We start from the raw sequence: 13,995 nt of genomic DNA, 5'->3' as shown, positions 1-13,995 counted from the left end.
AGGTGCTTCTTATGTCTGGTCTGATTCTGGAAAACGTCGAGAAACATTACGGCTCGGCCTGCGCGGTAAAAGATGTGAACCTGCATTTGCCCGAGGGCAAGCTGGTGTGTTTCCTCGGCCCTTCGGGCTGCGGCAAGACCACGTTGCTGCGCATGATTGCCGGCCTTGAAACCCTGACCGGCGGCGAGATCCGCCTGGATGGCGAAGACATCGGCCACACCCCGGCGCACCTGCGCAACTTCGGCATGGTGTTCCAGTCCCTGGCGCTGTTCCCGCACATGACGGTAGGGGAGAACATCGCCTATCCGCTGAAGCTGCGCGGGGTCAGCAAGGCTGACCAGCAGGCGCGGGTGGTGGAACTGCTGGAACTGATCCAGCTGCAACCCATGATCAATCGCCCGGTGGCCAAGCTGTCCGGTGGGCAACGCCAGCGCGTGGCGATTGCCCGGGCGATTGCCAATCACCCGAAAATCCTCCTGCTCGACGAGCCGTTGTCGGCGCTGGACGCCAAGCTGCGCGAGTCGATGCAGGTGGAAATCCGTCAACTGCAACAACGCCTGAACATCACCACCATCATGGTCACCCACGACCAGCGCGAGGCCATGACCATGGCCGATATCGTGGTTGTGCTGGGTGAACATCGGGTGCAGCAAGTGGGCACGCCGATCGAGATCTACCGCCATCCGGCCAACGAGTTCGTCGCGGACTTCATTGGCTCGGGCAACATCTTCCCGGCCACGGTGCTGGGTAACGGCAAGGTCAGCCTGCCGGGTGGCGATGCGCTGCAAGTGCCGATCTGCAGCAGCATTGTGGTGGGTGAAAAGGTGAAGATGCTGATTCGCCCGGAAGACCTGCAGTTGTCCGCTCCGCAGGCGACGGCGGGCAACCGCTTGCTGGGCAAGGTGACGTTCGTGCGCGATATCGGCGCGACCATCGAGACCACGGTGGAGTGTTCCGGGGTGTCGTTTACCGCGCTGAGCACGCCGTGCCAGGGGTTCGGTTTGAGCGTTGGGCATCCGGTATCGGTGACCCTGCCGGTGGAGGCTTGCCGGGTACTTGGCGCCTGATCCAAGGCTTGTATTGCCTGAACTGGCCTCTTCGCGAGCAAGCCCGCTCCCACACTGGATTTGTGAACGCCACAAATCAAATGTGGGAGCGGGCTTGCTCGCGAAGGCGTCAGCCGCCGCACCACTGGACCAGGATCAAACCGTCAACCGCAACCGCGCCAAATCCCGCAACGGCGGCGCCCCGAACAACCGGCTGTACTCCCGGCTGAACTGCGACGGGCTTTCATAGCCGACCCGATACCCCGCCGCCGAAGCCTCCAACCCTTCGGCCAGCATCAACCGCCGCGCTTCCTGCAGGCGCAACTGCTTCTGATACTGCAACGGACTCATCGCCGTCATCGCCTTGAAGCGGTGATGCAGGGTCGACACGCTCAGGTTCACTTCCTTCGCCAGATCATCAATACGCAACGGCTGTTCAAAATTGCCGTTGAGCCACTTGATCGCCTGGCTGATGCGATGGCTCTGACTGTTGGCGATGGCGATTTCATACAAACGATGCCCCTGCTTGCTGCGCAACAGTCGATAGAGGATCTCCCGGCGAATCAGCGGCGCGAGCATGGCGATGTCTTTCGGTGTGTCCAGCAAACGTGCCAGGCGCAACACGGCGTCGAGCATGGCGGTGTCGAGTTTTTCGACATACAGCCCGCGTCCGGTCGGCCGTGTGGGCACGCCGAGGGGGCCGGCATCGGCGATCAGCGCGGTGATTTCCGCCGGATCGATGTCCAGGCGCAAGGCCAGGATCGGTTCCTCGGCCGAGACATCCACCACCCGTCCACTCAGCGGCATCGAGACCGAGACCACCAGGTAGTTCAACGGGTCGTAGTTGAAGTACTCATTGGCCAGCTGAACTTCCTTGCGCCCCTGGGCCATGATGCACAGCGCCGGTTGCGCGAGCACCGGTGCGAACTCGTGGGACTGGCTGTGGCGGGACATGAACAGCGAGCCGATGGCCGTGGCATAACTGCCATCTTCGGCGGTGTTGCGGCGGATGATCGCCGCCAGTTCCGCGCGCTGCTTTTCCATGTCGGTGTCCAGCGGGGCTTGAAAGTGATCGAGCGACGACATGCGCGGCATCCTCGGCAAGGCATGGAAGGAATGGAGCAGAGCATATGTTTGTGCAAGTGACAGCGGTAGACACATCCTGCCGGATGCTTGCCTGATTCTGCCCGGGGTCGACCGGCGGTGTTGTCACTAGAGCCGTGTACCTGCAGAACTTGCTTGAAACTCGCATGGCAGAACCGTGACAGGGTTTTACAGCTTGTTACAGGCTTGTCATGCAGTTTCGCAGGATTGTGCAACGCCCCGGCAGGAATCGACTAACCAGACAGGCGTCGCGGCCCTTAACCTTTGATCCTGTCGCAGCCCGTCCCCCGGCTGCCACGCGACTCCCCGGGAGGGTTGAACATGTCCAAGCAAATCCCCGTCAGTCATATGGCCTTCGTTCGAGCGCGCGCCGGGCGCTCGGCGGAACTCGGTGTGCGCCTCAGCGCCCTGATCGAACCGTCCCGCGCAGCACCAGGCTGCCTGAGCTTTGCCTTGCAGCATTCGCAGTGCGATCCGCAGCTGTGGCTGGTGTCCGGCTTCTGGAGCAATCAACAAGCCATGACCGCGTACTTCAGCACGCCGGCGATGGAGGTGTTTGCCGAGTTGGTGCAGGAACTGGTGGTCGACAGCCTGGACTTCCACACCTTCAAGGAGGTTTCGGCAGCGCAGGCCCTCGGTCAGTCAGGTGCGGCGGTACACAAACTGGCCGGTTGAGGGTTTAATGACGGCATTCTCAACCAGCCAGGATTCGCGACATGGCACGTAAAGCCTTTGATCACTTCGAAGCTGTTTCCGCTGTAGTACCGGGCGAGGGCGGTTACCACGCCGCTATCGCCGTCAAAGCGCTGGGTGGTTCCGGCGCCCCGCGTTTTCACAAAGTGCTGGAAGGCCAGACCTTCAAGACCGCTCACGAGGCCGATGATGCGGCCGCCAAGGAGCTGACCCGCCTCAAGGACGTCAAGGAAAACACCGACCTGCTCTGGTGATTCTCACCGCCCCGGGCGGTACATCTTGAATAACGCCTCAGGCCCCAGCTGGAAATAATCCGCTGGCCCGCCGCCGCGCAGAATCGGTTCTGCCGCGGCGGTGTCGTATACCCCGTCTTTCAACAGCCACTTGGCGATATACACGGCGACCACTTCGCCGAGGATCAGCCAGCTAGGCACCACATTGCCATCCGCCCGCTGCAACTGAATGATCTGCGTGACCTTGCACTCGAAGGACACCGGGCTTTGTGCCACCCGTGGCACCTGGATGACCCTGGAGGCAACGGTCGTCAGACCGGCCAGTTCGAATTCGTTGACCTCAGGCCCGACCATGGCGCAGCTCTGGTTCATCTGCTCGGCCAGCGGCCGGGTGGCCAGGTTCCAGGCGAACTCGCCGGTTTGCTCGATGTTGTTCAGGCTGTCTTTGCGCCCGATGCTGGAAAACCCGATGATCGGCGGAATGTAGTTGAAGGCGTTGAAAAAACTGTAGGGCGCCAGGTTCAAGCGGCCCTCGGCATCCTGCGAAGAAATCCAGCCGATGGGGCGCGGGCCGACGATGGCGTTGAACGGATCGTGGGGCAGGCCGTGGCCGTTGGAGGGTTCGTAGAAGTGGATGTCGTCGGACATGGAAATTTCCAGAGCTTGCGGGGAGACGTGCATGGTGCAAGCACGCGCCGCATATTTCCAGTCGGATGACGATCACTGTAGGAGCGAGCCTGCTCGCGAAAAACTCAAGGGCACCACATTTCTCCAGGATTCGCGCGTTATCGTTGACGTCCATCGCGAGCAGGCTCGCTCCTACAGGTTTGAGGTCAGCCGATGGCTTCAGCGCTACCGGTTTTATCAAAACCGTCAGAGGCATAGGTGCGGGACTGGCTGTGTTCGATGGCAGCACTGGCGCCGGAACCGAACGAGGCCGAACCGGTTTTGTCGTAACCGTCGGCCGCAAAGGCATTGGCCGCCAGCACGGAAAGGGTCAGGGCAAGGATCAATCGGGTTTTCATGACAGGTACTCCAGGTACGTTCGCTGTGGGTACGTTCAGACACTCCTTCGAGGCCTGTAACGGATATACGTGCGTCCTGTTGATTTGGATGCAGTCAGCAGCAGGGTGCTGCCGGTGCATTAACCGATGATTAGCTTGCTGGAGGGGGAGACGAATGGTGCCCTTCGCGAGCAAGCCCGCTCCCACACTGAAGCCATGCGGTCAGTGTGGGAGCGGGCTTGCTCGCGAAGAGGCTAGAGCTGCGAGCCTCGATTTGCCGATCAGTCAGTGACGATCCGCGAGTGCTTGCGGGTGTCCTTCATGGTGACGTACACCAGCAACGACACGGCAATACACGCGGTCACGTACCAGTAGTAACCCGTTTCCATGCCGATGCTCTTGAACCACAGCGCGATGTATTCAGCGGTGCCGCCGAAGATCGATACGGTCAGTGCGTACGGCAGGCCCACGCCCAGGGCGCGGATTTCGGTCGGGAACAGTTCGGCTTTGACCACGGCGTTGATCGAGGTGTAGCCGCTGACGATGATCAGCGCCGCCATGATCAGGAAGAACGCGCCCCACCAGGTCGTGACGGTGTGCAGGGTGGTGAGGATCGGCACGGTGAACAGCGTCCCGAGGATGCCGAAGGCAATCAGGATCGGCCGGCGACCGATTTTATCCGACAGCCCGCCGACGATCGGTTGCAGGCACATGAACAGGAACAGCGTGGCGGCGGAAATGGTGGTGGAGTCGGAAATGCTCATGCCGACGGTGTTCACCAGGTATTTCTGCATGTAGGTGGTGTAGGTGTAGAACGCCAGGGTACCGCCCATGGTCAGGCCGACCACGGTCATCAGTTCCTTGGGGTGGCGCATCAAGGTGCGCATTGCGCTTTCCTTGGCCTTCTCTTTCTTGGTGAAGGACTCGGTTTCTTCCATGCCACGACGCAGGTACAACGCCACCACGGCACACAGCGCGCCGATGGCGAACGGAATGCGCCAGCCCCAGGCGTAGAGCTCCTCGGTGGTCAGGAAGTTCTGCAGGACAATCAGCACCGCCAAAGCGATGAGCTGGCCGGAGATCAGGGTCACGTACTGGAAGCTGGAGTAGAAGCCGCGACGCTCCTTGGTGGCCATCTCGCTGAGGTAAGTGGCCGAGGTGCCGTATTCGCCACCCACCGACAGGCCTTGCAGCAAGCGCGCGAACACCAGCAGGATCGGCGCGCCGATGCCGATGACTTCATAACCCGGGCTCAGGGCAATCAGCAGCGAGCCGAAGCACATCAGGTACACCGAGGCCATCAGGGCCTTTTTGCGCCCGACCTTGTCGGCATACAGGCCCATTAGCCAGCCACCGATCGGACGCATCAGGAAGCCCACGGCGAAGATCGCGGCGGTGTTGAGCAGTTGGGCGGTGGTGTCGCCCTTGGGGAAGAAGGTCTTGGCGAAGTACAGGGAGAAGGCGGCGTAGACGTACCAGTCGTACCACTCGACCATGTTGCCAACGGAACCGCTGAAGATCGATCTGATGCGGCTGGAAGTGGTTCTTTCCTTGGCCGGCACGGCAGCCGACCCAAGCGGCAGGGAGTTGGAGTTATCCATTGAAGGATCCTTCATTTAATTGTTTTTGTGGAGCGCGATTAAACGCAGCCTGCAGGGGCTATAGCAGGAGCTGTGCCAACGGGGAGAGGGCCGGTCTAGAGGGGTGAGGGTGTTTTGGTGAGCGGAAATCCGCCTATAAAAGTTTGGTGGTGAGCGGAAAACTGCTGATTCGATTTGTGGATTTGCAATGCCCGCACTGGCCTCTTCGCGGGCAAGCCCGCTCCCACAGGGGGGTTGTGTACGCCGAACATTGTGGGAGCGGGCTTGCTCGCGAAAGGGCCAGTTCAGACGCTACAGGAACATCTCCCTGCTCAACCCATGCCGCTGCATCTTTTCATTGAAGGTCCGGCGCGGCAGTTGCAGTTCTTCGAGCACCGCTTTCACATCGCCCTTGTGCCGGGTCAATGCCGCACGCAGGCATTGCGCCTCGAACGCTTCCTGCTGCGCCGCCAGCGACTGGCCGGGCTCGATGCCGATTGGCTCCGGTTCACCCAAACCCAAGACCTGACGCTCGGCGACGTTCGCCAGTTCGCGCACATTGCCCGGCCAGTCATGGCTCAGCAGGTGACTCAACTGCGCGCCGCTCAACGGTGGAAATTTACGTCCCAGCCGTTCGGCGGCGTTTTGCGCAAAGGATTCGAACAGCAGCGGAATGTCTTCGCGGCGTTCGCGCAAGGGCGGCAGGCGCAGTTCCGCGACGTTCAAACGATAAGCCAGGTCTTCGCGAAAACGACCGGCCCGCGCTTCGTCGAGCAGGTCCGGCTTGGTCGCGGCAATGATGCGCAAATCCACGCGGATGCTCTGGTTCGAGCCCAGTCGCTCGAGTTTTTGCTCTTGCAACACCCGCAGCAGTTTCACCTGCTGGGCCAGCGGCATGCTTTCGATTTCATCGAGAAACAGCGTGCCGCCGTCGGCGTATTCGAGCTTGCCGATGCGCTTGCCGGACGCCCCGGTGAACGCGCCGCTCTCGTGCCCGAACAGCTCGGCCTCGAACAGTTGTTCGGGGATGGCCGCGCAGTTGAGCGCGACAAACGGCTTGTCGGCCCGCGGCCCGAAGTCGTGCAGGCAACGCGCGACCAGCTCCTTGCCGCTACCGGTTTCCCCGCGAATCAGTACGTTGACCGGCAGGGTTGCCAGGTCCAGCACCTGCCGGCGCAGAGTCTGTAAACCCCGGGACACGCCGAGCAGCGTGGCATCCAGCTTGGCGCGGTTGTCCGCCTGCTCGTGCAAGGCGCGGTTTTCCAGCACCAGCCGGCGCTTGTCGAGGGCGCGGCGCAGGCTGCCGAGCAGGGTTTCCGGGCTGAAGGGTTTTTCCAGGAAGTCGTAGGCGCCGTCGCGCATGGCCTCGACGGCCATCGGTACATCGCCGTGGCCGGTCAACAGGATCACTGGCAAATCGGCATCCCGGCGTTGTACTTCGGCCAGCAGTTCCAGGCCGGTCATGCCGGGCATGCGCACGTCGCTGAGAATCACCCCGGCAAAGTGCCTGGGCAACTGCGCCAGGCACTCATCGGCGCGGCTGAACAACTGCACCTCGAAACCCGACAGGCTCAACCATTGCTCGACGGCACTGCGAATGCTGCTTTCGTCATCGACCACGATCACTGAGTTCAGCATGGTGCATGCACCTCCAGGTCGATGGGCAGGGTCATGGTAAACACGGCACCTTTGTCATGATTGTCGGCGCTCAGGCGCCCGCCAGACTCGTGAACGATGGCAAACGATACGGCCAGACCGATCCCCAGGCCATCGCCCACCGGTTTGGTGGTGAAGAATGGGTCGAACACCTTGGGCAGGTTCTCTTCGGCGATACCGCCACCGTTGTCGATCACGCTCAGGCGCCACAATTGTTCGTCGGCTTCGAGGCGGATTTCCAGGCGTTTGCAGGGTTTGTCCTGCATCGCGTCGAGGGCGTTGCGCAGCAGGTTGATCAGCACCTGCTCCAGGCGAATCGCATCGCCGCGCACCCAGGCCGGTCGGGTCAGGTGCAACACCGTGCTGACCTGTTCGTCGCGCAACCTTGTGTCGAGAAGTTGCAGCGACTGGTCCACCACCGCCGCCAGGTCCAGGCGCTCGCGCAAACCGCTGGGGCTTTTGCGGGCGAAGGTTTTCAGGTGGCCAGTGAGGGCGGCCATGCGCGTGAGCATTTCGTCCACCGGTTTGAGCGCCTTGTAGGCGTCGTCGACACGGCCGTGGTCGAGCAGAAGCCTCAGAGTAGCAAGCTGCATGCGCTGGGCGGTGAGCGGCTGGTTGATTTCATGCGCGAGGGCGGCGGACATCTGCCCCAGCGCCGCGAGCTTGGCCGATTGCACCAGGCCTTCCTGGGCGGTGCGCAGGTCGCGGGTGCGCTCCTCTACAAGCTGTTCGAGTTCTTCACGACTGCGCTGGCGCAGTTTGGCCAGGCGCCAGCGCTGGTTGAGAAACAGCAGCAGGAACACCAGGGTCAACCACAACCCGGCCGCGGCAAGCGCGGCGTTGCGGCTCTCTTCGAAGGCGACTTGCGGGCGACGCAGCAGGTGCAGGGTCCAGCCTTCAGTCGTCAGCGGCAGGGATTCCCACAGGTAATCCGCCTTGCCGTCCGGGCCATCGACCCGGGCCAGGTCGCTGTTGTCGTCGAAGCGCCGCAGCGATTGAAACCCGAGCGGCGTCAGCGGCTGCTTGTCGTACTGGCGGGTGGTCTTGAGTTCGGCGTGATCGCTGTCGCTCAGCGGTTTGAGCAGGCGATAGCGCCAGCCCGGCTGGTTGGCGATAAAAATGATCCCCCGCGCATCGCTGACCAACAGCGTGTCGCTGCCCTGACGCCACTCGCGTTCCAGTTCGGGAAACTCCAGCTTCACCACCATGGCGCCGAGGAACTGGCCGTCGTCATCGGTGACCGCGCTGGAGAGGAAGTAGCCAGGAATCCCGCTGGTCACGCCCACCGCGTAAAAACGCCCGGTGCCCTGGGTGCGGGTCTGGTTGAAATAAGGGCGGAAACCGTAGTTGTGGCCGACATAACTGCTGGGCAATCGCCAGTTGCTCGCCGCCACGGCGAGGCCGGTGCGGTCGAGCAGTTCCAGGGTCGAGGACTCGGCCGCGCCGTTGATCTTTTCCAGTTTGCGGTTCAGCGCATCCTGCTGCTCGGGACTCACCGCGCCCTTGAGCGCCGAGCGCAACTCCGGGTCCAGCGCCAGCACGGCGGGCAGGGCGCGGTAACGTTCGATCAGGGTATGCAGGGACGTGGCGTACAGCGCCAGTTGTTGATTGGCACGGGCCGCGTCTTCGACCATGGATTGGCGCACGGCGTGGCGCATGGCCAGGGTGGCGGCGATGGCGGCGCCGGCGATGATCAACAGAATATACAGCGACAAACGCACGTTACGGGAAATCGGCAGCATGCTGGCACAAACAGGTAGAAAGTCGGGCGGGCACGATAGCATGGCGCACCCGCTTGAAGAGACAAGGGTTGCAGGAGATCCGCCGCCCCGCATCAGCCAAGGTTGTGTTTGACAACCTCGGCCATCCCATTGCTCAACGACTTGTCAGGCGTTCAATGGATTGTCCAGTTCGTCTGCCGTTTTGCGTGCGGCGGATCAAACAAGTCGTTCTCATCAAAGGCAATGTTGTACCAGGTGCGATAGCGTTGTTCGCGGCGCAACGGTTTCTCTTGCGGTGGATGGCCCTGCAACATTTTTTTCGCCAGAACGGTGTGTGTCGGGCGGCCGGCGGCGTCGTAGAACTGTTGGTCGTGGTAGCCCGATTCGCGAATCGAAGCGTCGTTGATGTAGCGATAGGCGCTGGCAAAGTAAGGGCGATAGATCCGCACTTTCTCACCTTTGTTGTTGTATTCGACCCGTTCGCTGACTCGCCAGCGCCGCTCTGCCTGTGCTTCCTTGGGGCGGCCGTAGTTGTCGAGTGTCAGTTCGCCATTTTCGTGCACCCACCAGGCCAGTCCGGGTTCGACTTCTTGCTTGGTTTGCAGGGAACGGCCGAAACCGTCCCAGCAGGCGATGGCCGCGCGGATTTGCAGCTCCGGATCGCCGGGATAACGGTCGGCCTGCAAGGTGACGACATGTACGGGTTCGCGATGAGCATTCTCGATGTAGCGCTGCAGCCGCTGCTCGTCCGCTGAAGGATTTTGCAAGCCCTCGAGATGCACGCGAGCCCGGCTACAGATATGGCCGTCGGGCAATACAAAACCTTCGTTGCGAGCCCAGCGCAGCCATTGCGTGGGATCGATCGCGGGGACTTTGCCCATCCAGCTGAAGGGCGCAGAGAATGTGGCAGTGGCGTAGTTGCCGATGGCTTTGTGCTTGTCGGCGATAGCGCCCGCTGGCGTGCGGTCTTCCGGTGGCTGGTAGCCGCTGAGCGGGTAGAAACCGACCTCGACACCCAGTTCCGTGCCGTGGAAGCTGGTCACCAGCACTTCGCCGAACGCGTTGTAGCGAGCCTCCTGGGTGTTTTGATTGGGGTCGATGATGCCTGCGGGCAGGAACGATCGGTAGTCGACATCGAGAATCCGTGTCGTGCAGCCATCCGGCAGGGTGACGGCGGTGCTCAGGCACCAGTGTTTGTCATAGGCGACCGTGGTGATGCCATGGCTCTTGGTCTGCTGGAACTTCTCGACGTTATAAAAACTGTCCAGGCCATGGTACGTGGGGAAGCTTTTGCGCACGGACCACAGAAAGCTCTTGGCATTGGTCGGGTCCTTGGGTTCACCTGCAGGAGCGTCTGGCAAGAACCGATCAATGATGTGATAGCCGACTTCTGGGGATTCGAGTTTCTCCTTGAGGTTGAACGGCATGTTGCCGTCCGCGTCCTTGAGTTTGTCGTAGGCGCTCAGGGCGGTGGCATCCAGTTCGGCGGTTTCCGTGTAGTCGGGCAGGGCGCTGAAGACCAGTTTATCCGGGTCCAGTAACTGGCCTGAGGCCGGATCCTGATAGCGTTGCAGCGACAAACGGGTCAGCACCGCCCGGGTTGCCCAGGCTCCGCCGTCGACGGCCCGCTCGAGGAAGTTTTCGTGGTGGATGTCGACAGGCTTGAGTTCGTCCTTATCCAGCACCAGCGCATTGCCGCGCTGACGATAGGGGATGCCCAGACGCCAACCGTCAGGATTTTCCAGATGGCGGTACTCGGCCTTGGCTTCGGTCAGGTACCAGCACTGTTGTGCTTCGTCATGGGCGTCCAGCCACCATCTGTTCTCGTAGTCTTCATCGCTTTCGTCGCCAGGCGTTTCGACGGCGAAGGGCGGACTGTCCTTGTCGGTCTTGCGCCGGGCGTAGTGCACGACAAAACCGTGGGTGAGGCTGCCGAACTTGTCCCACTGCAGGTTGAGTGTGTGCTGGACCAATGGGTCGTCGGCCACCTGCGGCTCGTATTGGTAAGCGATGCTTTCCAGCGCCAGTGATTGCAGCACGGCATAGGGATGATGTTTGCCCTTGGGGCGCAACTGGCGAATGAGCGCGCGGTTTTCCTGCACGGAGTAGGGCACGGCCGTTTCGGGATCGTCGTCGGCGGCAAACACCTCCGCGCGCAGCACCGAGCCGCTGAGGGTACGAGCTATTTCGCGGGCGAGGTCTTCGTCGGGATCAATCACACGACCCGCTGCGTCGTTGAGGTGATACTCGTGCACAAGCGTCGGGCGCAGTGGCACTGCCTTTGCGTCGCCGGCGTAGTAACCGTCGTCGCGCATGTCGATGGCGCGGCCGGTGTGAAACCAGGTTTTGCTCAGGATCGGCGCGGTGAAACCCAGGCTTGAGCGTTCAGCCGCCGAAGCTTCGGTATCGGTCTGCAGCAGCAGGCCGAACCCCCTGAACTCGCGCTCGTAACTGTCGTAAAAACCCTGGCGATAGGTGAAGCACTGGGTCAGCCGGTTATCGGTGATTTCATCCAGCTGAGTCTGCCGGCTGACCAGGTGCATGGCGAACGGCAGGTGTGAAACAGGCGCTTTGCCGGCCGCGATCAGCTCGGCTTTTTCGTCCAGCCATTCCTGGGCCGAACTGCGATAACTCACGCCTGTCACGGCGCCCATGTTGTTGTGGCTGGCATTGACCAGATACGGTTTGGCGTTGACGAAGTCATAGCGCCAATGCTGGGGCTTCATGTGAGGCACGGTGAGGATCAGACTGGAACAACCCAGCCCTTGCACGTCAGCGATGCTCACTTGGCAGAAGCGGTCGTAACGCACTCCTTGCGGCCATGGCATTTTCACATAGTCATTTTCGAAGCCTTTGCCGCCATGATTCATGTATACCCGGAAACCGTCGGACTCCAGGTAGATCAGGTCTACCGCGCCCGAGCCGTCCAGGTCCGCCAGCCGCACCCGCGACGAATCGAACTCTGCATACTTGAAATCCAGCTGGCAAAGGATGAAACCCTTGCCGAATTTTCCATGCCCCAGATTCGGCCAGACTTTGACTTCGTTGTGGCGGATGCGGATCAAGTGTTGTGTCGCGCTGCCCAGCGGATCGCTGAAAGCCACCAGTTCGGTCTGGGTGCTGCTCAACAAGGGGAGCGAGTCGTCGTCATGAGGCACGTTGGTCCCATGGCTGAACCCGACGGCGCGACGGCTTGAATACAGGCGCACGCTACGCGGGCCGATCAAGGCCAGGTCGGTCAGGCCGTCACCCACCAGGTCCGCCAATTGCGCCATGGGATGAAAAAACTCATTGGGACACGCCAGGTAGGCCACGAAGTTCGACCAGCTTCGGTCAGGATTCAGGGTGAAAAAGCCGGACAGGCCGGGGCGGGCGATTACCCAGTCGAGCTTGCCGTCGCCAGTCAGGTCGCTGAGGGACTGGCGAATGGGCTTGCTGCTATCGGCCACGGGAATACCGGGCAATAACTCCCAGTCGCCATAACTCACGTCGTTGCCACCACTGTCGGCGCGCAGCGGTTCTCGGTAGTACCAGGCCTTGTCGCTGCTGAACAGCACGCCGGGCATGCCCTCGCCATACAAGTCCACCAGTTGATAGCGCTGACCGTCATTGAGCCCCGGCATCTCGGGGAACTCGCTGTAACCTTCGCGCGTGGGGTCAAGTTCAAACGGGTTGTAGAAAAACTCCATGGGCGGGCGACTTTCCATCTGCCCCTGGTTGTCATAGGCCTGGATGTGCGCGGCGGTCAGGTGGTTGTAACCCAGCGTGCTCGGGCGATGTTCGAGCAGCAGGCGCTGGACCAGCACCGGGTCGTTACCCAGTTCTTCGGTGAACTGGTGAAACATCAGGACCTGACGGCACAGGCGCCGGGAACCCAGTTCGAACCCGTAGGCGTAGTTCCAGAAGGGGTCCTTGCGCGGTGCGCCCCACTCGCCGCGTTCTATGCCGGGCAAGTCGTAAACCGGCACTTGCGTCAGGTCGGCACTGCGTTCGCCGTAGTCAAACAGCAGGTGGAAATGCCAGGTCGCGTCTTTCCAGCCATCGGCTTTCCATGCATACAGGTTGGCGTTGGCCTGGGCATTACCGTACAGAACCCGACGCAGGTAACGCTGGCTGCGGAAGTCGCGGAACTGCGGGGCGGTCGGCGCTTCGACTTCCGCCTGGTACAGGTACACCACATGTTCACCGCGCAGGTTCAGGCTTTCATCGATCAGCCAAACACCGACGTGGGACTTTTCGATCGGATCGGCCCGGCGTGACGCTTCGGTTTTGCCGTAGCAGTGCAAGCTGCCGTCCGCACCATGGATCAGCCAGAAGCCCGCTGGATTGTCGGCATCACCCTCTTTGGTCCAGTGCTCGATCAAATCGAAAGCGCCTTCGACCCGCGGCCAGTAGCGCACGACCTGGTGAGCACCTAACTGAACGCCGTTGTATTCGGATACCAATTTTGAAATGACTTTGCCATCGTCATTCTTCTCGGGCATCCACACATCACCACCGGGGCCGACCACCTGATCGTTGCCGTCATACTTCGGCACACCCTTGACGGTGCGCAGGGTGATGGCATTGGTGGTCAGGTGCCAGCCGATGCCGAACGGACTGTTGCCGACGTCGCTGCTGTAACCCAGGCTCAGGGGCGGAACCAGGCCACGATTGGGTGCCTTGCTGATTGGCAGCGGCAGTTCCTGTGATGCGGTTCCTTTGCTACCGACACCACCCGAGCCCTTGCCGATGCTCTGGATGGCACCTCCGCCCTTGGGGAGGGCGGGGGCGTTGATTTCAATGGTGCCTTGCTGTTCAGTTGCCATGGAAGTGTCCGCCGTGACAGAGAGTGCATCGAGTGCATTCAAGCTATCAGCGACACTGATGGCTGTAACCTGTCAGATCTGACAGGTCAGCCCGGTGTTTTCAGATCAAATGATGCGCAGGTTCGAGCCTTCGATCACTTTTTATCAGGC

At 61.3% G+C, this 13,995-nt stretch carries 10 protein-coding genes; 3 read left to right on the top strand and 7 right to left on the bottom strand.

Annotated elements, in window-relative coordinates; genetic code table 11:
• Window positions 1-11 precede the first annotated feature (11 nt).
• Window positions 12-1,067, top strand: coding sequence for an ABC transporter ATP-binding protein (locus tag QMK54_RS25100; RefSeq protein WP_110661887.1), 1,056 nt, complete (start codon window positions 12-14; stop codon window positions 1,065-1,067).
• Window positions 1,068-1,202: 135 nt separating this feature from the next.
• On the opposite strand, the gene QMK54_RS25095 is transcribed toward QMK54_RS25100, so the two are convergent.
• Window positions 1,203-2,132 (bottom strand): AraC family transcriptional regulator, encoded by a 930-nt coding sequence (locus tag QMK54_RS25095; protein ID WP_110661888.1) that lies wholly within the window; start codon window positions 2,130-2,132, stop codon window positions 1,203-1,205.
• A gap of 339 nt (window positions 2,133-2,471) precedes the next feature.
• On the opposite strand from QMK54_RS25095, the gene QMK54_RS25090 reads away from it, so the two are divergent.
• The gene (locus tag QMK54_RS25090) at window positions 2,472-2,825 is read left to right on the top strand and encodes a putative quinol monooxygenase (protein ID WP_110661889.1); all 354 of its coding nucleotides are present in this window, start codon (window positions 2,472-2,474) and stop codon (window positions 2,823-2,825) included.
• Between the two features lie 41 nt (window positions 2,826-2,866).
• The gene (locus tag QMK54_RS25085) at window positions 2,867-3,097 is read left to right on the top strand and encodes a hypothetical protein (RefSeq protein ID WP_110661890.1); all 231 of its coding nucleotides are present in this window, start codon (window positions 2,867-2,869) and stop codon (window positions 3,095-3,097) included.
• A gap of 3 nt (window positions 3,098-3,100) precedes the next feature.
• Here the strand turns inward: QMK54_RS25085 and QMK54_RS25080 are convergent, their stop codons facing one another.
• The 6 genes from QMK54_RS25080 to QMK54_RS25055 all read right to left on the bottom strand — a co-directional run bounded on the left by QMK54_RS25080 (window position 3,101) and on the right by QMK54_RS25055 (window position 13,845).
• Window positions 3,101-3,724, bottom strand: coding sequence for a flavin reductase family protein (locus QMK54_RS25080; protein ID WP_320401512.1), 624 nt, complete (start codon window positions 3,722-3,724; stop codon window positions 3,101-3,103).
• Window positions 3,725-3,909: 185 nt separating this feature from the next.
• Complete coding sequence (locus QMK54_RS25075; RefSeq protein ID WP_110663357.1) at window positions 3,910-4,101, bottom strand: hypothetical protein; 192 nt, start codon at window positions 4,099-4,101, stop codon at window positions 3,910-3,912.
• Window positions 4,102-4,361: 260 nt separating this feature from the next.
• Window positions 4,362-5,681, bottom strand: coding sequence for an MFS transporter (locus QMK54_RS25070; RefSeq protein WP_223592561.1), 1,320 nt, complete (start codon window positions 5,679-5,681; stop codon window positions 4,362-4,364).
• Window positions 5,682-5,972: 291 nt separating this feature from the next.
• The gene (locus tag QMK54_RS25065; protein WP_223592563.1) at window positions 5,973-7,298 is read right to left on the bottom strand and encodes a sigma-54-dependent transcriptional regulator; all 1,326 of its coding nucleotides are present in this window, start codon (window positions 7,296-7,298) and stop codon (window positions 5,973-5,975) included.
• Entirely contained in the window at window positions 7,292-9,058 is a 1,767-nt protein-coding gene (locus tag QMK54_RS25060; RefSeq protein WP_320401511.1) for a sensor histidine kinase, read from the bottom strand. Before QMK54_RS25060 ends, QMK54_RS25065 begins: the two co-directional genes overlap by 7 nt.
• Window positions 9,059-9,210: 152 nt before the next feature.
• On the bottom strand, window positions 9,211-13,845 hold the full coding sequence (locus QMK54_RS25055; protein ID WP_223592567.1) for a SpvB/TcaC N-terminal domain-containing protein: 4,635 nt from the start codon (window positions 13,843-13,845) through the stop codon (window positions 9,211-9,213).
• Between the last annotated feature and the right edge of the window lie 150 nt (window positions 13,846-13,995).

The organism is Pseudomonas sp. P5_109 (assembly GCF_034009455.1).
Classification (GTDB): domain Bacteria; phylum Pseudomonadota; class Gammaproteobacteria; order Pseudomonadales; family Pseudomonadaceae; genus Aquipseudomonas.
Note: the sequence above shows the minus strand (reverse complement) of the source record. Positions and strands in the feature narration are given on the sequence as shown.

What these genes read in the sequence shown, in the direction of transcription:
- QMK54_RS25100 (WP_110661887.1), top strand. Translation starts at nt 12, where the DNA reads ATGTCTGGTCTGATTCTGGAAAACGTCGAGAAACATTACGGCTCGGCC.
- QMK54_RS25095 (WP_110661888.1), bottom strand. Translation starts at nt 2,132, where the DNA reads ATGTCGTCGCTCGATCACTTTCAAGCCCCGCTGGACACCGACATGGAA.
- QMK54_RS25090 (WP_110661889.1), top strand. Translation starts at nt 2,472, where the DNA reads ATGTCCAAGCAAATCCCCGTCAGTCATATGGCCTTCGTTCGAGCGCGC.
- QMK54_RS25085 (WP_110661890.1), top strand. Translation starts at nt 2,867, where the DNA reads ATGGCACGTAAAGCCTTTGATCACTTCGAAGCTGTTTCCGCTGTAGTA.
- QMK54_RS25080 (WP_320401512.1), bottom strand. Translation starts at nt 3,724, where the DNA reads ATGTCCGACGACATCCACTTCTACGAACCCTCCAACGGCCACGGCCTG.
- QMK54_RS25075 (WP_110663357.1), bottom strand. Translation starts at nt 4,101, where the DNA reads ATGAAAACCCGATTGATCCTTGCCCTGACCCTTTCCGTGCTGGCGGCC.
- QMK54_RS25070 (WP_223592561.1), bottom strand. Translation starts at nt 5,681, where the DNA reads ATGGATAACTCCAACTCCCTGCCGCTTGGGTCGGCTGCCGTGCCGGCC.
- QMK54_RS25065 (WP_223592563.1), bottom strand. Translation starts at nt 7,298, where the DNA reads ATGCTGAACTCAGTGATCGTGGTCGATGACGAAAGCAGCATTCGCAGT.
- QMK54_RS25060 (WP_320401511.1), bottom strand. Translation starts at nt 9,058, where the DNA reads ATGCTGCCGATTTCCCGTAACGTGCGTTTGTCGCTGTATATTCTGTTG.
- QMK54_RS25055 (WP_223592567.1), bottom strand. Translation starts at nt 13,845, where the DNA reads ATGGCAACTGAACAGCAAGGCACCATTGAAATCAACGCCCCCGCCCTC.